Genomic DNA, 20,252 nt, shown 5'->3' on the forward strand with positions numbered 1-20,252 from the left:
AGCAAAAAGCCACCCTAAGGTGGCTTTTTATATTTGAAACCTAGCAGTTCCCTACTCTCACATGGGGAGACCCCACACTACCATCGGCGCTACGGCGTTTCACTGCTGAGTTCGGCATGGGGTCAGGTGGGACCACCGCGCTATTGCCGCTAGGTAAATTCTTTTTAAATGCCGATAATTTCTGGTGCTGATACCCAGATTCGAACTGGGGACCTCACCCTTACCAAGGGTGTGCTCTACCAACTGAGCCATATCAGCAATATGGTGCGGTCAGTCAGTACTGACACAACCTTTAAAATTAATGTCTGGCAGTTCCCTACTCTCACATGGGGAGACCCCACACTACCATCGGCGCTACGGCGTTTCACTACTGAGTTCGGCATGGGGTCAGGTGGGACCACCGCGCTATTGCCGCCAGACAAATTCTGTTTCGTTCCCGTTTGCAGTTATCTCAACGCAAACCAGAACCTCAATCTCAAACAAGCTGCGTGTCCTTCACCTTTCGGCTTCTCACTACTCAAAAACAACTCAATCTCTCTAAAACACCTTCGGTGTTGTCAGGTTAAGCCTCACGGTTCATTAGTACTGGTTAGCTCAACGTATCGCTACGCTTACACACCCAGCCTATCAACGTCTTAGTCTTAAACGTTCCTTTAGGACCCTTAAAGAGTCAGGGAAGACTCATCTCAAGGCAAGTTTCCCGCTTAGATGCTTTCAGCGGTTATCTCTTCCGCACTTAGCTACCGGGCAATGCCATTGGCATGACAACCCGAACACCAGTGGTGCGTCCACTCCGGTCCTCTCGTACTAGGAGCAGCCCCTTTCAATCTTCCAACGCCCACGGCAGATAGGGACCGAACTGTCTCACGACGTTCTAAACCCAGCTCGCGTACCACTTTAAATGGCGAACAGCCATACCCTTGGGACCTACTTCAGCCCCAGGATGTGATGAGCCGACATCGAGGTGCCAAACACCGCCGTCGATATGAACTCTTGGGCGGTATCAGCCTGTTATCCCCGGAGTACCTTTTATCCGTTGAGCGATGGCCCTTCCATTCAGAACCACCGGATCACTAAGACCTACTTTCGTACCTGCTCGAGCCGTCACTCTCGCAGTCAAGCTGGCTTATGCCTTTGCACTAACCGCATGATGTCCGACCATGCTTAGCCAACCTTCGTGCTCCTCCGTTACTCTTTGGGAGGAGACCGCCCCAGTCAAACTACCCACCAGACACTGTCCGCACCCCGGATTACGGGGCAACGTTAGAACATCAAACATTAAAGGGTGGTATTTCAAGGTTGGCTCCATGCAGACTGGCGTCCACACTTCAAAGCCTCCCACCTATCCTACACATCAAGGCTCAATGTTCAGTGTCAAGCTATAGTAAAGGTTCACGGGGTCTTTCCGTCTTGCCGCGGGTACACTGCATCTTCACAGCGAGTTCAATTTCACTGAGTCTCGGGTGGAGACAGCCTGGCCATCATTACGCCATTCGTGCAGGTCGGAACTTACCCGACAAGGAATTTCGCTACCTTAGGACCGTTATAGTTACGGCCGCCGTTTACTGGGGCTTCGATCAAGAGCTTCTCCTTACGGATAACCCCATCAATTAACCTTCCAGCACCGGGCAGGCGTCACACCGTATACGTCCACTTTCGTGTTTGCACAGTGCTGTGTTTTTAATAAACAGTTGCAGCCAGCTGGTATCTGCGACTGGCTTCAGCTCCATGGGTAAACCACTTCACCTAGCGCCAGCGTGCCTTCTCCCGAAGTTACGGCACCATTTTGCCTAGTTCCTTCACCCGAGTTCTCTCAAGCGCCTGAGTATTCTCTACCTGACCACCTGTGTCGGTTTGGGGTACGATTAATGATAATCTAGAGCTTAGAGGCTTTTCCTGGAAGCGGGGCATGAGCTACTTCATCACCGTAGTGATTCGTCATCAGACCTCAGCATGGAGTGAACCGGATTTGCCTAATTCACCTGCCTACATCCTTAAACCGGGACAACCGTCGCCCGGATAGCCTAGCCTTCTCCGTCCCCCCATCGCAATTATCACCAGTACAGGAATATTAACCTGTTTCCCATCGACTACGCATTTCTGCCTCGCCTTAGGGGTCGACTCACCCTGCCCCGATTAACGTTGGACAGGAACCCTTGGTCTTCCGGCGTGCGGGTTTTTCACCCGCATTATCGTTACTTATGTCAGCATTCGCACTTCTGATACCTCCAGCATACCTCACAGTACACCTTCGCAGGCTTACAGAACGCTCCCCTACCCAACAACATCTAAATGTCGCTGCCGCAGCTTCGGTGCATGGTTTAGCCCCGTTACATCTTCCGCGCAGGCCGACTCGACCAGTGAGCTATTACGCTTTCTTTAAATGATGGCTGCTTCTAAGCCAACATCCTGGCTGTCTGAGCCTTCCCACTTCGTTTCCCACTTAACCATGACTTTGGGACCTTAGCTGGCGGTCTGGGTTGTTTCCCTCTTCACGACGAACGTTAGCACCCGCCGTGTGTCTCCCGTGATAACATTCTTCGGTATTCGTAGTTTGCATCGAGTTGGTAAGTCGGGATGACCCCCTAGTCGAAACAGTGCTCTACCCCCGAAGATGAGTTCACGAGGCGCTACCTAAATAGCTTTCGGGGAGAACCAGCTATCTCCCGGTTTGATTGGCCTTTCACCCCCAGCCACAAGTCATCCGCTAATTTTTCAACATTAGTCGGTTCGGTCCTCCAGTTAGTGTTACCCAACCTTCAACCTGCCCATGGCTAGATCACCGGGTTTCGGGTCTATACCCTGCAACTCATTCGCCCAGTTAAGACTCGGTTTCCCTACGGCTCCCCTATACGGTTAACCTTGCTACAGAATATAAGTCGCTGACCCATTATACAAAAGGTACGCAGTCACACCCAAAGGTGCTCCCACTGCTTGTACGTACACGGTTTCAGGTTCTATTTCACTCCCCTCGCCGGGGTTCTTTTCGCCTTTCCCTCACGGTACTGGTTCACTATCGGTCAATCAGGAGTATTTAGCCTTGGAGGATGGTCCCCCCATATTCAGACAGGATAACACGTGTCCCGCCCTACTCGTCGAGTTCACAACACCAACACCTTCGGATACGGGGCTATCACCCTTTACTGCCGGACTTTCCAGACCGTTCTCCTGATGCTGATGCTGATTAAGACTCTGGGCTGCTCCCCGTTCGCTCGCCGCTACTAGGGGAATCTCGGTTGATTTCTTTTCCTCGGGGTACTGAGATGTTTCAGTTCCCCCGGTTCGCTTCGTTTGACTATGTATTCATCAAACGATAGTGCAACGGATTGCACTGGGTTTCCCCATTCGGAAATCGTCGGGTATAACGGTTCATATCACCTTACCGACGCTTATCGCAGATTAGCACGTCCTTCATCGCCTCTGATTGCCTAGGCATCCACCGTGTACGCTTAGTCGCTTAACCTCACAACCCGAAAGTGTTTCGTTTCAGACGAACTTAGGCGTCATGGCTGTGCGTGGTGAACTTCTGCGTTGGGCAGTGCTCGCTATGCTCACGTACCTATGTACGCTGCGCTAGCTGTGCGCTGTCCGCCTTGAATTTCACACTGCTCGCTCATGCCACTCGCGGTTCGTTTTGAAGAAAACCTTCACGTTGAGATTTTTGAGAGACTCTCACATTGTTTAAGCGATAAACAATGTGCGTTGTTTTCAATTTTCAGCTTGTTCCAGATTGTTAAAGAGCATAATTGTTAAACCCACTACACTGTAATGGGCTTAATCATTATTGGGGTATCGCCTTTCACTCGATGACCGGCGCATTGGCGTCCCCTAGGGGATTCGAACCCCTGTTACCGCCGTGAAAGGGCGGTGTCCTAGGCCTCTAGACGAAGGGGACATCAGTCTCTGCTTCGCAGACGCGCTTGCTGCTCTACTTTCTATCAGACAATCTGTGTGAGCACTTCACAAAAACACTTCAATGGTAAGGAGGTGATCCAACCGCAGGTTCCCCTACGGTTACCTTGTTACGACTTCACCCCAGTCATGAATCACAAAGTGGTAAGCGCCCTCCCGAAGGTTAAGCTACCTACTTCTTTTGCAACCCACTCCCATGGTGTGACGGGCGGTGTGTACAAGGCCCGGGAACGTATTCACCGTAGCATTCTGATCTACGATTACTAGCGATTCCGACTTCATGGAGTCGAGTTGCAGACTCCAATCCGGACTACGACGTACTTTATGAGTTCCGCTTGCTCTCGCGAGGTCGCTTCTCTTTGTATACGCCATTGTAGCACGTGTGTAGCCCTACTCGTAAGGGCCATGATGACTTGACGTCATCCCCACCTTCCTCCGGTTTATCACCGGCAGTCTCCTTTGAGTTCCCGACCGAATCGCTGGCAACAAAGGATAAGGGTTGCGCTCGTTGCGGGACTTAACCCAACATTTCACAACACGAGCTGACGACAGCCATGCAGCACCTGTCTCAGAGTTCCCGAAGGCACCAAAGCATCTCTGCTAAGTTCTCTGGATGTCAAGAGTAGGTAAGGTTCTTCGCGTTGCATCGAATTAAACCACATGCTCCACCGCTTGTGCGGGCCCCCGTCAATTCATTTGAGTTTTAACCTTGCGGCCGTACTCCCCAGGCGGTCGATTTAACGCGTTAGCTCCGGAAGCCACACCTCAAGGGCACAACCTCCAAATCGACATCGTTTACAGCGTGGACTACCAGGGTATCTAATCCTGTTTGCTCCCCACGCTTTCGCACCTGAGCGTCAGTCTTTGTCCAGGGGGCCGCCTTCGCCACCGGTATTCCTCCACATCTCTACGCATTTCACCGCTACACATGGAATTCTACCCCCCTCTACAAGACTCTAGCTGACCAGTCTTAGATGCCATTCCCAGGTTAAGCCCGGGGATTTCACATCTAACTTAATCAACCGCCTGCGTGCGCTTTACGCCCAGTAATTCCGATTAACGCTTGCACCCTCCGTATTACCGCGGCTGCTGGCACGGAGTTAGCCGGTGCTTCTTCTGTCGGTAACGTCAATCGTTGATGATATTAGCATCAACGCCTTCCTCCCGACTGAAAGTACTTTACAACCCTAGGGCCTTCTTCATACACGCGGCATGGCTGCATCAGGCTTGCGCCCATTGTGCAATATTCCCCACTGCTGCCTCCCGTAGGAGTCTGGGCCGTGTCTCAGTCCCAGTGTGGCTGATCATCCTCTCAGACCAGCTAGGGATCGTCGCCTAGGTGAGCCATTACCCCACCTACTAGCTAATCCCATATGGGTTCATCCGATAGCGCAAGGACCGAAGTTCCCCTGCTTTGCTCCTAAGAGATTATGCGGTATTAGCCACCGTTTCCAGTAGTTATCCCCCTCTATCGGGCAGATCCCCATACATTACTCACCCGTCCGCCGCTCGTCAGCGGGAAGCAAGCTTCCCCTGTTACCGCTCGACTTGCATGTGTTAGGCCTGCCGCCAGCGTTCAATCTGAGCCATGATCAAACTCTTCAATTAAAAGTGTTTGATGCTCAAAGAATGTTTTACTGTCGCCTGATTTCCGAAGAAACCAGATTACCTATTAGTTCATATGTATATGAATTAACGTGTTAGTCACTCTTCAAGACTTTAAAATCAAATATTTTTTGATAGTGTCTTGTGAGTGCCCACACAGATTGTCTGATAAATTGTTAAAGAGCGTTGCGACTTTATTTTTCGATATTAACCGTTTAGGTCGTTGTCGCGAGGTGGCGTATAATACGCTTTCCTCATCGAGAGTCAAGCTTTTTTTTCGCTTATTCTTTTCAGAATCTCTCGCTGCCTTCGTAATGCCTTTTGGGTTATCCCCTTTGGGCTTGCCATCACATTTCGTGTCGGCTCATCGTCGGTCAGTGGAGGCGCATTATAGGGAGTCAGGAAAATCACGCAACCCCTTTTTTGCATTTTTTTTCTGTTTGCTCAGCATTCCATCAAATTTGAGTTAAATCGCTAGTTTTTCCAGCGAATCAAACCCTTCACCAGCTAATACTGGCTGTAATGCTTGCGCTTCATCGTTCATTAATAAGCAATATGCAAAGTCTTTTTCTTCACTTGAAGTTGTCTCGTCTGCTTGATTGCTGATCAACCAAACTGTACGCCTTGCAATTGCAGCTCCTGAATCAATAAATCTTGTCCCACTCGCTAACACCTGTTCAAGTTCTTCAACAAGTAATGGGAAATGAGTGCACCCTAAAATTACGGTATCAGGTGGTTCCGGCATTCTTAGCCATGGTTTCACTGCATTTGCAACTTCAGTTAATGGTATTTTTTCACCATGGAGTTTTCTTTCTGCTAGTTGTACAAGATCTGATGAACCAAGTGAAATTACCTTACAATCCGTTGCAAATCGCGCTATTAACTCTTTTGTATACTCACGATTCACCGTGCCTTTTGTTGCCAACAGCCCTACGACACCATTTCGGGTTAACTTAGTTGCAGGCTTAATCGCTGGCACTACCCCCACAATTGGAAAGGAAAAATGGGCTCTTAAGTTTGGTAAACCGACCGTACTCGCCGTATTACAAGCAATGATGGTGATCGTCAAAGCATGTTTCTTTGCCACGGCATCTACAATCTGATACACCCTGTCGATAATAAACTCTTCACTTTTTTCACCATAAGGAAATGCTTCATTATCGAATACATATATATAGTGAGCATTAGGAAGTAATTTTTTAACTTCACGGTAAACAGATAACCCGCCCACTCCTGAGTCGAACACAAGAATGGTCGGGCGAATAGATAGATTGTGATTAGAAGTTGTAGCTTCCAGTAAGGAAATATTCTCTTCCAGCGGTGCGATAACCATACGCGGTCTCATAGTCTTTATCGAACATGTTAGCTATTTTACCACGAATTGTGAGATGTGAAGTGATCGGATATGCAGCTGTGATATCCCAAACGCTATATCCGCCTACTTTTAAACGATTTCCTAATGCATCAACATCATAACGCTGTCCCACATATTGATAAGTAATTCCCATATTCATCTGATACATAGTCCAATCAAGCTGATATTTTACTTGCTGCTTTGCTCTTCTTAGCAAAACTTGATCCGTATCTTTATTTCTAGGGTCAATATATTGGTAAGTTAACTGATGTTGGAAAATGCCCGTTTCTATTTCCCCAATCCATTCAATTCCTTTGATTTTCGCTTTATCTATATTTTCGTAGGTAGAAATTGGGTAACCATATTTATATGTAATTAGATTATCAATATCATTATGATAAGCATTGAATTGCCATAATAGTGGGCCCGTTACGCCTTCTAAACCCATTTCCCATTGTTGGCTTTTTTCTGGTTTAAGATTTGGATTACCAAGTGTCGTTCCCCATTCCGAGGAGGAGTTCGCATACAACTGCCCTAGATTAGGTGCTTTATACGCTGTGGCATAAGAACCAATAATTTTATATCCATCATAAAATTCCCAGCTGAGTCCTGATTGCCATGTCGTGTGCCAATCAAATTCAGAATGATGGTCTGCGCGTACCGCTGCTTCAGCTGTAACAGAGTTAATTGGAGCATATTGGCCGGTTAAATATAACCCTGTTGTCTTTACCGATTCTTTTTTATTCGCCATAGCAGTGCCTGGTTCAATATTTTGATATTGATAATCAACACCACCACTAATATTTCCTTTATCTAAGCGATAGCTATTACCCCATTGCAAATTATATTGCTGGGATTCATCTAAGCTGGAAAATTGACTATATTGTCCATGACGCGGGTCATAATTATAGTCTTTCACCCGACTATAGTTTCCCATTAAAGAGCTGGAGTAATTACCCTGTTGATATTTTACGCCGGTTTCATAGGTACGGCTATAAAGCTTACGCGTATCAACAAGTGATACCCCATCGTCATAACTATCATAGTTTGCTCTATTATCGTAACCATAAGCACGCGCGTAAGCTAATACCTCAGATGAAAACTGATGCTCCACTCCTAACCATAATGTTTTATTAAGAAAACCATCTTTATCAGGCTGTGGATGCATGCCAGTCATCCCTCTAGCTTCTACATCAAACCCTGTTGTGTGGGTATAAGCACCCGCTGCGGTTACAGTTGTATTGTCGCCAATTTTCTGTTGAGTTGAACCGTTATAATTTTGATAACCATATGAACCGGCTCCAGCATTCAATGTTGTTCCATCATTATCACGGCGAGTAATAATATTCACCACACCACCAACAGCATCTGAACCATAAACGGCAGATCTCGCACCGCGAATATATTCAATTTTTTGGACTAATGAGATAGGAATTTGGCTAAGATCAGATGACCCAGATATTCCTGCTTGGTTTAACCGTACACCATCAATTAAAACCAAAACATGGCGGGATTCTGTTCCCCTGATAAATAAAGAACTTTGTTGTCCCATACCACCACTTTGTGAGATATCAACACCGGGTAGTCGTTTCAATACATCGACCACGGTATTAGATTGCCAATGATCAATTTCTTCACGTGTGACTACAGTTACAGGCGCTAATATCGATGAAATTGGTTGTTCAAAACGGTTAGCTGTCACCACCATTTCGTCAGATTGATTTTTTGCATTTGCCAGAGAAGAAATACCACACAACACTGCCACAGCAGCAACCGAAAACGGCAGCAACTTATTATTATTCATTATGATAACACCCGGAAAATCAATTAAATTAAAATTCCGCGAGGCTGAATATAAGATCCGCGCAAATATTCAACAAAGCGAGGTAAAGGTTGTGGACAGGTATCGGACTTTTACCGTTGCGCGTCAGTTTTGGACTCACACCAAATTCCCTGTTCACTCTACATATTATCCTATGAGGAATCGCAATTGGTGTCTACGGATGGATAATGAAAACTGGACATCTGCAGCGCATTCCCTACAATTTCGCTCCTGATCTGAATTTTACTATTTTATACTCTAAATAATTCGAGGTGCAGGTAGGCGACAAGTGAAGATAGACCAGGAGCATAGATAAACTCTATGACTCGGCGAGCGTAGCGTAGTCAACAACCCTGCAACTTGAAGTATAACGAGTATATGGAGCCAAACATGTCAAACTCCTTACATATTGAAAACTACGAGCAGCAACTCGCAGAAAAAACTGATCGTTTAAAGGCTATGATGGCTCCTTTTAACGCACCTGAACCTGAAATTTTTTCATCGCCAAAATCCCATTACCGAATGCGTGCAGAGTTTCGAGTGTGGCATGACGGTGATGACCTGTTTCACATCATGTTTGATAAAGAAACAAAAGAGCGCATTCGAATTGATCAATTTCCTGTCGCAAGTCAGCTCATTAATCATGTTATGGCAAAAATCTTGCCACTAATAAAAGAAAATGAGCTGCTACGCCATAAATTATTTCAGATTGATTACCTTTCAACACTAAGCAATAAACTTATCGTTTCTTTGCTATATCATAAGAAATTAGGCGATGAATGGATTGAAGCAGCTAAGCAATTAAAAGAAAAACTCACTAATGAAGGTTTCGATCTTCAGCTTATCGGCCGTGCATCAAAAACAAAAATTATGTTAGATAATGATTATGTTGATGAGTGTTTGACAATAAACGGTCGCAATATGATTTATCGCCAAGTAGAAAATAGTTTTACTCAACCGAATGCACAAGTGAACGTTAAGATGCTAGAGTGGGCTATTGCTGCGACAAAAAATTCGACGGGTGATCTACTAGAGCTTTATTGTGGTAATGGTAATTTTTCATTAGCGTTAGCGCAAAACTTTGAACGGGTACTTGCCACTGAAATTGCCAAGCCTTCTGTCACAGCAGCGCAATACAATATCGCAGCTAACCACATTAATAATGTACAAATTATCCGAATGTCAGCTGAAGATTTTACCCAAGCCATGCGCGGTGTACGTGAATTCAAACGACTTGACGGTATCAATATTAGAGATTACCAATGTAATACAATTTTTGTTGATCCTCCGCGCAGTGGTTTAGATGACAAAACGGTCAAATTAGTACAAGAATATGACAATATTCTCTATATTTCCTGCAACCCAGAAACCTTGTGCGACAATTTAGCTGTTTTAAATGAAACTCATGTAGTGAAAAAGCTAGCGTTGTTTGATCAATTTCCTTACACCCATCATATGGAAAGCGGTGTTTTACTGACTCGCCGTTAATTGTTTAATTTATACTCTAAAAAATTCAAGCTGTCGTAAGGCAGTCATGTGAAATATAACGAGTATAGATAAACAAACGCCGCAATGTTTTACATTACGGCGTTCTCTATTAAGCTAATTTTTTAACCAAATTAAACTTCAGCTTCATTTTCAGCAGCCAGTTCCTGCTGTTCTTTTTTGCGTGTTTTCCAGCTTGTATATAACCACAAAGCTAGTGCAACAATAATGGTTGCAGGAATAAAGTTAGAACCCACTTCTGGGTGCTGCACACGCAGGATCGCAGCGTACGCAAATAAACCTAAAAAGAAGTTACCCACGACAAATTTAGGTAACCCCATTGGCATTGCATGATGTAAGTAACGCTGATGTAGGCTATAAACTGCTAATATTAAAGTAATAATCGGAAATATAGAAAACTCTACTAAGGAGTTAAACAGAGCAGAGAAAGTTCCGTGAGTCGATAAGCCAACCACTAGTGCGAGTAGTAATGTGCTTTTCTCATAGCGATTGTGTTCCGTCATTGATTCTCCTTTATATTATTTAGTGAGGTCGGGGTCAGTTTGATTTTGTTTTTCTTGTTCACGGCGGTACCAGTAATATGCGCCTTTCGCGATCATACGTAGCTGTAACACTAACCGTTCTTCCAGATGCTGTCTTTTTTCCTCATCGATATCTAGAGCTTCAGCACCTGCGCTAAAAACGATAGTGACCATGGATTCTGCTTGTAGCTCAGTAAAATGTCGTGGCATACGGCTTTCTTGTTCAAGGTAATCGGCAAGTTCTGCGATAAAGTGTTGGATTTCCCGTGCCACCGCTGCACGAAACTCAGCAGAGGTTCCAGAGCGTTCACGTAATAATAACCTAAACGCATTAGGGTTATTACCTATAAACTCCATAAAAGTCGAGATTGATGTGCGGATCACACTACCGCCTTTTGCAATGCGTTGACGCGCTTGGCGCATGAGTTGACGTAACATCAAGCCACTTTCATCAACCATCGTCAGCCCTAATTCATCAACATCTTTGAAATGGCGATAAAATGAAGTGGGTGCGATACCAGCCTCACGTGCAACTTCACGCAAGCTTAGGCTTGTAAAACTACGTTCTGCACTTAATTGGCTAAATGCGGCTTCAATGAGCGAACGACGAGTTTTTTCTTTCTGTTTTGCTCTAACGCCAATAATATTGCTCACGGTGATCCTGATTTCTATGTCATTAAACAGCCATTGATACACTCTAAATAATTCAAAGTGCAGCTACGTGATCAGTGAATGAATCGCTAGGATCATATATAAGGCTATAATCAGTAGCGAGTGAACACCGTTCACCCTATCTTCACAAAAAGCACTACAACTTGAATTATATGGCGAGTATATCAAAATAATAAAACTTCAGCTCCACTACCATTTAGCATACCTGAAATTTATTAGCCTGTTTGAGTGAAAAGGCGATTTGACCTACAGATTACTGTTTTTCAGACTTTGACCAAATCATTTTTCGGCAATTTTTTACTTTTTTATCAATTAACTGTGTTTTGTTTTACTACGGTTGAATTTGTAAGACATGTCCCCAAAAAACTTAAAGTTATTTAACATTTAAATCAGCATAATTTCAAAGGTGAGCGGTAAAGCGAGTAAATAATCGACGGATATGCTAACATCATGTTGTCATTTTGTTTTTAGAGCAGGTCTTACCTCATGCAACACATCCATTTTGATGCAATTGTCATTGGTTCCGGACCTGGCGGAGAAGGCGCCGCCATGGGGCTAGTGAAACAAGGGAAAAACGTCGCCGTCATTGAACGCTATAACAGTGTAGGCGGTGGTTGTACCCACTGGGGAACTATCCCTTCAAAAGCACTTCGCCACGCCGTTAGCCGAATTATCGAATTTAACCAAAATCCACTCTACAGTGATAATTCACGCTCCTTACGTTCCTCGTTCTCTGAAATTCTTCAGCATGCTGAAAGTGTCATTAGTCAACAAACACGTATGCGCCAAGGTTTTTATGAACGTAATGGTTGCCAAATGTTCTCTGGCGAAGCAACATTCATTGATGAAAAACATGTTAGCGTACGCTACGCCGATGGTAGCTGTGATGTTCTTAGTGCAGACAATATCGTGATCGCAACAGGCTCTCGTCCTTATTGCCCATCTGATGTTGATTTCAATCACTCACGTATCTACAACAGCGACACGATCCTGAATTTAACTCACGAACCGCGCCATGTAATTATCTATGGTGCTGGCGTGATCGGTTGTGAATACGCCTCTATCTTTCGAGGCTTAGGTGTCAAAGTTGATTTAATTAATACACGTGATCACCTACTTGCTTTCTTAGATCAAGAAATGTCAGATGCGCTTTCTTATCACTTCTGGAATAGTGGTGTCGTTATTCGCCATAATGAAGAATATGAGAAAATTGAAGGTGTTCCTGATGGCGTTATTGTTCACTTGAAATCAGGTAAAAAGGTGAAAGCTGACTGTTTGCTGTATGCCAACGGACGAACAGGTAATACTGATACACTCGGCTTAGCCAATGTTGGTATCGAAGCAGATGGCCGTGGGCTGATCAAAGTTGATAAAGCTTACCGAACTTCCAATGAACATATTTATGCAGTTGGTGATGTTATCGGCTATCCAAGTCTTGCTTCTGCGGCTTATGACCAAGGACGCATCGCTGCGCGAGCAATCACTGAAGGCTTAGGCAATGCTCACCTCGTTGAAGATATACCAACTGGCATTTATACCATTCCTGAAATTAGCTCTGTTGGTAAAACAGAACAGCAATTAACTGCAATGAAGATCCCATACGAAGTGGGCCGTGCTCAATTTAAACATTTAGCACGCGCACAAATTGCAGGTATGAATGTGGGTAGTTTGAAAATTCTATTCCATCGAGAAACTTTGCAAATTTTGGGTATTCACTGCTTTGGTGAAAGAGCCGCAGAAATTATTCACATTGGGCAAGCTATTATGGAGCAAAAAGGGGAAGGAAATACGATTGAGTATTTTGTGAACACTACGTTCAACTACCCGACAATGGCGGAAGCCTTCCGTGTAGCTGCATTGAATGGTTTAAATCGTCTTTTCTAAACTTCAACTACCATATTGCTGGGGATCTCCCAGCAATATGTCAATACGCCAAGCCAATTACATTTTCTTTCTATAATAACTATTCATTAGATTATAAATAGCTTCTGCTAGCTGCTCATAACGGCCACGTAAAGGCGAGCCAGGGCGATAAACAAGCACGACAGTACGCTTAGGCTCGGGATGGATACAATTTAAGTAGCATACCCCGTCACGACATGCCTCGTTGGGTACAGCTAAATCAGGCAATAATGTTATTCCACTGCCTGCTGCAACCATATTCCTCAATGTTTCTAAGCTGGTAGCACGGAAATGTGTATCTTCTTTAGCGCCTGCTTGAAAGCAAAAGCCCATCGCTTGGTCACGCAGACAATGCCCATCTTCCAACATTAATAATTTTTCACCCGATAACTCGCTCATATCAATAGTATTACGATCACGCCATGAGTGTCCTTCATAAATGGCAAGTTTCATCGGCTCTTCAAATAATGGCACAACAATAAAAGGATCAGTTTCTTTGACTTGAGCCAAAATTGCGCAATCAAGTTTACCGCTATCAAGCTGAGCTAATAACTGTTGGGTTTGTGCTTCATGTAAATAAATTTCCAGTTTAGGAAATAATTTATGTAACTCAGGAATAATTAATGGCAGTAAATATGGAGCAATTGTTGGGATCAAACCAATATGCAAAGGCCCCGACATGCTCTCTCCTTGTAAAGCAGCCATTTCTTGTAAGACTTTAATTTCTCTTAAAATCGTTCTGGCTTGCTCAACAAGCAATAAACCTTGCTGAGTGAATAAAACTTTACGACTGGTTCTTTCCAACAACATGACGCCAAGTTCTTCTTCTAGCTTACGTATTTGGCCACTCAATGTTGGTTGGCTCACGTGGCAAGAGTCAGCTGCACGGCGAAAATGTTTATGTTCAGCCAATGCCACTAGATATTCCAGATCGCGAATGTTCATTTTGCAGCCCTTATCTTTTATTAATATAAACTGCCAATCAGTATAGCAGGTTTCTGATGCTTTTAACTATCAATTAGAGTTAAATGTTCGAAATTACCTCGTAATTAGTACGTTACGTCGACAATAGGCCTACTTTTTATATGAATTAGCATAGTCATCATACCTTGGTGAAAGGTACGGTAACAAGAAGTATAGCGAATATATTAAAATTCATGGCAAAATAATATACACATAGAACACGCGGCATCTTTTATTTATATCTAAATAGTAATAACTACTTATCGATAACATAAACATATTTTTATATTATCGATAATTAAAATATCTTCCAATTCCTAAATAAACAAATGAGGCTATAGGACATAGTTTAAATTTAATAATGAAAAAACCAATGTAACATTCAGATAAATTATGTTTATCTTATTCATTGATTTATTAGTTTTCATTAAAAACAAATTGGCAACAGTTATATTCACCCTAGCTAAACGAATTAAACAAGCCGTATAGAGGTTCGAAAATAACAGCAAATAAAACCACCCAAAGGCATATTGATGTCAACATGTAACGCCATAGGCATATATGTAAGCGTTATTTTTAGAACCATAATCCAAATAATGCTTAATAGAGGGAATGCTTAAATACAAACATAACGAATCTTTCTTTAATATATTTACTCACATTTTCTTTTTAAAGTTAGTTAACACTCAAAATAAATTTATATCTATATAATCCATTTCGTCAAATACTGAAGGAATAATACAAATCCCCATTACAGAAAAATATATAGGTCTAATATTATGAATAAGAAAAAAACCATTTCCGCTTTGTCATTTATTTTGTTAACAACATCATTATTTTCTACAAACGTACAAGCAAATACAGGTCATGGAAAAATTACATTTAAAGCGACTATTGTATTTCCTCCATGCAGCTATAACGTTGCTAATAACGGCGCTAATTTGAATTGCTTTGATAGCGGTACAAGCACCATAAAAACGTCAAATATTCATAATATCCAAAAGAGTCAACCAACTGGCTGGCAACAACTTGAGAATAATAGAGGGATTTATCAATTTCAATGGATAAACAAAGCAAAAAATTTAGCAATGCTCTCAGTAGAATACCTTTAAAAAACACTGAAAATGCAGAATGTGATGAGTCATTATAAATCAACAGCGAGATTGTCTTGTGGAAAACAGATAAAATGAAATATATTTAAACGTTAACGCGTATACTCGTGGAATTGGGGGCAGAATTCTCTCCCCCCCCATGTTTAACTTATTCAATGCCAAAATAACATTATAACCCTAAACGAATTTTAGCTTCTGTAATTGCCTTTTGGACTTGTCCCTTAGAAACCCCACCTTTTGCAAGCCGTTTATCTAGGCATGATTGCAATGATAAAATTTCATAGACATCCAATTGGATGGTGTCACTGAATTTTTGCAAATCACTCAAAGCCATCTCTTCTAGTGCCTTACCTTGAGCGATAGCTGCAACCACCGCTTCACCAACAATATGATGCGCCTCGCGGAATGGAACACCTTTTGCAACAAGATAATCAGCGAGCTCTGTCGCATTTGCATAACCTTGTTTTGCCGCATCTTCACAACGCCTACGACGAATTTGAATGCCATCAAGCACTAAAACTGCCATATGCATACAATCTAACCATGTATCAAGTGCATCAAAGAGGCCTTCTTTATCCTCTTGCATATCTTTATTGTATGCCAGTGGTAGGCCTTTAAGGGTCATCATCATGCCTGTTAATGCACCCTGTACACGTCCACATTTACCGCGGATCAATTCTAAGGCATCTGGGTTTTTCTTTTGCGGCATCAATGAAGAGCCTGAGGTGACTTTATCTGATAATTCGACAAAAGCTGCTTCGCCACTGTTAAAGAAGATTAAATCTTCAGCAAAACGCGATAAATGCACCATGCCAATACTGGCATCAGATAATAGTTCAAGGACATGATCCCTATCGGATACCGTATCGAGACTATTGCGCGTAGCAGCAGAGAATCCTAACCAACCCGCTAGCTGTTCGCGATCGATATCATAAGCAGTGCCAGCTAATGCGCCACAACCTAATGGGCTCACATCTAAACGTTTCAATGTATCTTTTAAACGGCTTTCATCACGCGCAAGCATCTCACTGTAAGCTAAGCACCAATGTGCAAAAGTGACTGGCTGTGCACGTTGCAAATGAGTGTATCCAGGCATCACCGCATCTTGATTATTTTCAGCCGTGATAACCAAGGCTTTTTGCAGCTCCGAAACCGCCTCTAATAACAAAGCAACCTGATCTTTACACCACAGTTTTAAATCGGTTGCTACTTGGTCGTTGCGACTACGGCCGGTATGCAGTTTTTTTCCTAAATCACCGACTTTATCAATCAGTTTTCCTTCGACCCAGCTATGAATATCTTCAGCGTCACTTTGCAGAATACTTTCAGGGTTATCTTGAACTTCTTGCAATAATTCATTCAATGCCTGTTCTAAAGATTGCTGCTCCGCCGCTGATAACACTCCAACAGTGACCAACGCTTTTGACCATGCAACCGAACCAATAATGTCTTGCTGTGCTAAGCGATAATCAAAGCGCAATGAATCATTAAATTGTTTAAACCGCTGATCGGCTTCTTGACTAAAACGTCCACCCCAAAGTGCCATAATTGATCCCTATCTGATTGATAAAATATACTCTTCATCCATTAAGCTACAGGGATGTTGACTACCTGCAACTTGAATTATTTAGAGTATATATGTCGTACCCGGCAGCCTACCGCTGCCGGGAAAATACTAAAACTATTTCGCTTTATTCTGTTCCTTCAACGCACGAATACGTGAAGACAGTGAATATAGACGGATAAAACCACCAGCATGGCTGTGATCATAAACTTCATCTTCACCGAATGTAGCGAACTCTTCAGAATACAGGCTCTTATCCGCTTTCTTCTGAATTGCCGTCACTTGCCCTTTATACAATTTCAATACCACTTCACCCGTCACATCTTGCGCTAAAGATTCTGCCGCAGCTTGTAGAGATTGACGTAAAGGTGCAAACCAACGACCGTCATAAACCACATAAGACATTTCTAGACCTAATTGCTCACGCCATTTAAAGCTATCGCGATCCAGAACCAGCTGCTCAATGCCACGCAGAGCAGCCATCATGATGGTTCCCCCTGGGGTTTCATAACAACCACGTGATTTCATGCCGACTAAACGGTTTTCAACAATATCAATACGGCCCACACCATGCTTCGCACCCAGTACGTTCAGAGTCTCAAGGCAACCCAGTGGTGACAGCGCTTTACCATTAACAGAAACGACTTCACCTTGTTTCACACCAACGGTGACTAATTCAGCTTCATCTGGTGCATCTTTTGGATCAACCGTCCACACCCAGCAGTCCTGATTAGCCGCATTCCATGTGCTTTCTAATACACCCCCTTCCGTTGAGATGTGCCATGCGTTTTCATCACGGCTATAAATTTTCTCAAGGCTTGCTGTCGTTGGGATATTACGCTCTTTTAAGTAATCAAGAAGCGCTTCACGAGAACGTAAATCCCACTCACGCCATGGCGCAACCACTTTTAATTGAGGTGCTAACGCAGTGTATGTACTTTCAAAACGAACTTGGTCGTTGCCTTTACCTGTTGCGCCATGAGCAACAGCATCAGCACCCACTTTCAATGCAATTTCAACTTGCGCTTTAGCAATAATTGGGCGCGCCATTGACGTCCCTAATAGGTAGCTACCTTCATAAAGAGCGCCTGTTTTTAATACTGGGTAAATATATTCTTTGATAAATTCTTCGCGCAGATCGACGACATAGCATTCAGATGCCCCTGATTGCAGCGCTTTTTGTTCAACACCAACCAGATCTTCTCTGTCTTGCCCAACATCAGCAACGAATGCAACTACTTCACAATCATCATAGTTTTCTTTTAACCATGGAATAATTGCTGATGTATCTAAACCACCTGAGTACGCTAATACAATTTTTTTGATGCCCTTTTTCATAACTTATCTATCCCGATTCCGCTTAATTAAGAGTTCATTTGTTTATTTGATTAGCAAAGCTAACCGCATGCATCTCACTTACGATGCTAAAATTCGAGTTCCGATGGAGGTACCATTAAATAGTGCGGGTAATTGCTCCGCATGACGCCAACTCGCAATATCAACGGGTCGCTGTAAGGTGGTTGCTGCATCAAGTGCCGCATTGACTTTTACAATCATGCCGTCGGTAATAATGCCTTGTTCAATTAATTTCTGAGCTTTCTCCGTCGTCATTTCATCAATTTTTTGGCCTTTACCATCAAGAATGCCGCTCACATCAGACAATAGAACTAAATCTGCATTCAATGCCTGTGCAATCGCTGTAGCCGCTTGGTCTGCATTGACGTTCATTAATAAACCATCCGATGTCACACCAATTGAACTGATAATTGGTAAATAATCTGCATCTAATAGTAATTGCAGTAATTTCGCATTGCCCGGTTTCGCACTGCCAACATGACCTAGTTCATCATTAAGTTGAGTCACTACCGCACTTTGCCCATCACCTAATGATAGACCAACCGCTTGTAGCTGGTATTTAGTTGCCCACGCCAATAATGTTTTATTAGCAGTCCCCGCTAATGCCCCAGTAATGATGTCAATTTGATCTGCTGGAGTGACGCGTAGCCCTTGCTTTTTAACTACCGGTAATTGCAATTTCTGCATTAATTCATCAACTAAGCAGCCACCACCATGCACAATGACTAATGGTCTTTGATGTGACTGACGATAAGTTTGCAATGCCGTAAACAGCCTCTCTAGCGCTTCTTCGCTGTCGAGTAATACACCACCCAATTTAATCACTAATGGTTGCATGGGGTTGATCCTTAATAAGTTCATTGACCGTGATGGCACTAAAATAATGATTGTGTTTCATTAAAATCGAAACGAATATTCATGCATTGCACTGCCTGTGCAGCTGCGCCTTTTAATAAATTGTCTTCTGTACCCACTAATATCAGATGTTCACCTTTTAGCACAAAGCCGATATCACAAAATGGTGTACCAACCACAGATTTTAGTGCCGGAACGCCTTTGTCATATAAACGCACCAACGGTTTACTTTGATAGGCATCTTTAAATACTTGACGAATTTGCTCATCAGTTACCCCTGCTTTCACCTTGCAAGTGATCGTGGCAAGGATACCGCGAGCAAAATTGCCTAAATGTGGAGTGAAAATGACTTCACGGCCTAAATGCGTTGCAATTTCGGGTTGGTGACGGTGAGTAAAAATGCCATAAGGCTGCAAACTCACCTCACAAAAACTATTAGTCATGGAAGCTTTACGCCCAGCACCTGAAACACCACTGGTTGCATTAATGACGGGCCACATTTGTTCATCAAGTAATTTAGCCTCAATCAGTGGTTTAAGCGCTAACTGAGAAACAGTTGGATAGCACCCCGGTACCGCAATCAACTGGGCTTGACGAATTTTATCAGCCTGCCATTCTGCAAGGCCGTAAACGGCTTGATCTAACCATTTACTGTTTGTATGTTCAAAACCATAGTATTGTGGATAGAAAGCAGCATCTTGAACACGATAGGCGCCTGATAAATCAAACACGACACAACCCGCTTCTAAAAATTGAGGGGCGATGTCATGGCTCACTTCATGAGCCGTTGCAAGAAATACGACATCAACGCCTTGTGCTACTGCTGCAACATCGGTCAATGGTTGCACTGGAATATCGATGATGCCTTTATACTGGGGATGTAAATCAGAGAAGCATTTACCTGCATCAGCACTCTGCGCTGACACCATCAACCCTTGAAGATTTATTTCAGGATGACGTTGCAGATAAGCCGCTAATTCCGCTCCAGTATAGCCACTGGCCCCGATAATGAGTGTGTTCAACATATACTTTCTACCTTGTACTCGTGACCCAAACAGTTTAATGTGTATTTTTATTCAAATAAAGTGCATGAATATTGATACTATTA

12 protein-coding genes, 2 tRNA genes, 4 rRNA genes and 1 riboswitch are annotated in these 20,252 nt (G+C 43.4%); of the genes, 3 read left to right on the top strand and 15 right to left on the bottom strand.

The window, feature by feature from the left end:
* Positions 1-38: 38 nt before the first annotated feature.
* The 8 genes from rrf (JI723_RS19130) to btuB form a co-directional block, all read right to left on the bottom strand.
* Positions 39-154: ribosomal RNA gene (gene rrf / locus JI723_RS19130) — 5S ribosomal RNA — on the bottom strand.
* Positions 155-182: 28 nt separating this feature from the next.
* Positions 183-258, bottom strand: a tRNA-Thr gene (locus JI723_RS19135).
* Positions 259-303: 45 nt separating this feature from the next.
* Positions 304-419 (bottom strand): 5S ribosomal RNA (gene rrf, locus JI723_RS19140).
* 139 nt (positions 420-558) lie between these two features.
* Positions 559-3,463 (bottom strand): 23S ribosomal RNA (locus JI723_RS19145).
* Positions 3,464-3,819: 356 nt separating this feature from the next.
* Positions 3,820-3,895: transfer RNA gene (locus tag JI723_RS19150), tRNA-Glu, on the bottom strand.
* 85 nt (positions 3,896-3,980) lie between these two features.
* A 16S ribosomal RNA gene (locus tag JI723_RS19155) occupies positions 3,981-5,520 on the bottom strand.
* Together the 16S, 23S and 5S rRNA genes with 2 tRNA genes alongside form the textbook arrangement of a ribosomal RNA operon.
* Before the next feature lie 463 nt (positions 5,521-5,983).
* Positions 5,984-6,850 carry a glutamate racemase gene (gene murI, locus JI723_RS19160; protein ID WP_337979978.1) on the bottom strand — a complete coding sequence of 289 codons (867 nt, stop codon included), beginning with the start codon at positions 6,848-6,850 and terminating at the stop codon, positions 5,984-5,986.
* Positions 6,795-8,675 (bottom strand): TonB-dependent vitamin B12 receptor BtuB, encoded by a 1,881-nt coding sequence (btuB, locus tag JI723_RS19165; RefSeq protein ID WP_272580748.1) that lies wholly within the window; start codon positions 8,673-8,675, stop codon positions 6,795-6,797. Before btuB ends, murI begins: the two co-directional genes overlap by 56 nt.
* 77 nt (positions 8,676-8,752) lie before the next feature.
* Positions 8,753-8,874: riboswitch (cobalamin riboswitch) on the bottom strand.
* A gap of 209 nt (positions 8,875-9,083) precedes the next feature.
* Here btuB and trmA point away from each other — a divergent pair.
* Positions 9,084-10,181, top strand: coding sequence for a tRNA (uridine(54)-C5)-methyltransferase TrmA (gene trmA, locus JI723_RS19170; protein ID WP_272580749.1), 1,098 nt, complete (start codon positions 9,084-9,086; stop codon positions 10,179-10,181).
* Positions 10,182-10,312: 131 nt separating this feature from the next.
* Here trmA and JI723_RS19175 read toward each other — a convergent pair whose 3' ends face one another.
* Entirely contained in the window at positions 10,313-10,702 is a 390-nt protein-coding gene (locus JI723_RS19175; RefSeq protein WP_140183100.1) for a YijD family membrane protein, read from the bottom strand.
* 15 nt (positions 10,703-10,717) lie between these two features.
* A complete protein-coding gene (gene fabR / locus JI723_RS19180) occupies positions 10,718-11,374 on the bottom strand; it encodes an HTH-type transcriptional repressor FabR (RefSeq protein ID WP_070927470.1) in 657 nt (218 codons plus the stop codon).
* 504 nt (positions 11,375-11,878) lie between these two features.
* On the opposite strand from fabR, the gene sthA reads away from it, so the two are divergent.
* Complete coding sequence (gene sthA / locus JI723_RS19185) at positions 11,879-13,276, top strand: Si-specific NAD(P)(+) transhydrogenase (protein WP_272580750.1); 1,398 nt, start codon at positions 11,879-11,881, stop codon at positions 13,274-13,276.
* Positions 13,277-13,333: 57 nt separating this feature from the next.
* Here sthA and oxyR read toward each other — a convergent pair whose 3' ends face one another.
* Positions 13,334-14,239 (bottom strand): DNA-binding transcriptional regulator OxyR, encoded by a 906-nt coding sequence (gene oxyR, locus JI723_RS19190; RefSeq protein ID WP_070927466.1) that lies wholly within the window; start codon positions 14,237-14,239, stop codon positions 13,334-13,336.
* A 797-nt stretch (positions 14,240-15,036) separates the two neighbouring features.
* Between oxyR and JI723_RS19195 the strand changes: the two genes are divergently transcribed.
* Positions 15,037-15,369 (top strand): fimbrial protein, encoded by a 333-nt coding sequence (locus JI723_RS19195; RefSeq protein WP_272580751.1) that lies wholly within the window; start codon positions 15,037-15,039, stop codon positions 15,367-15,369.
* Positions 15,370-15,538: 169 nt separating this feature from the next.
* Here the strand turns inward: JI723_RS19195 and argH are convergent, their stop codons facing one another.
* The 4 genes from argH to argC form a co-directional block, all read right to left on the bottom strand.
* Positions 15,539-16,915: an argininosuccinate lyase gene (argH, locus tag JI723_RS19200; protein WP_272580752.1), complete on the bottom strand. Its 1,377-nt coding sequence runs from the start codon at positions 16,913-16,915 to the stop codon at positions 15,539-15,541.
* A gap of 135 nt (positions 16,916-17,050) precedes the next feature.
* The gene (locus JI723_RS19205; RefSeq protein WP_070927460.1) at positions 17,051-18,271 is read right to left on the bottom strand and encodes an argininosuccinate synthase; all 1,221 of its coding nucleotides are present in this window, start codon (positions 18,269-18,271) and stop codon (positions 17,051-17,053) included.
* 78 nt (positions 18,272-18,349) lie between these two features.
* Entirely contained in the window at positions 18,350-19,126 is a 777-nt protein-coding gene (argB, locus tag JI723_RS19210; RefSeq protein WP_070927458.1) for an acetylglutamate kinase, read from the bottom strand.
* Between the two features lie 38 nt (positions 19,127-19,164).
* Positions 19,165-20,169 (bottom strand): N-acetyl-gamma-glutamyl-phosphate reductase, encoded by a 1,005-nt coding sequence (gene argC / locus JI723_RS19215; RefSeq protein WP_140183098.1) that lies wholly within the window; start codon positions 20,167-20,169, stop codon positions 19,165-19,167.
* Positions 20,170-20,252: the final 83 nt, after the last annotated feature.

This window comes from Providencia manganoxydans (assembly GCF_016618195.1).
Taxonomy (GTDB): domain Bacteria; phylum Pseudomonadota; class Gammaproteobacteria; order Enterobacterales; family Enterobacteriaceae; genus Providencia; species Providencia manganoxydans.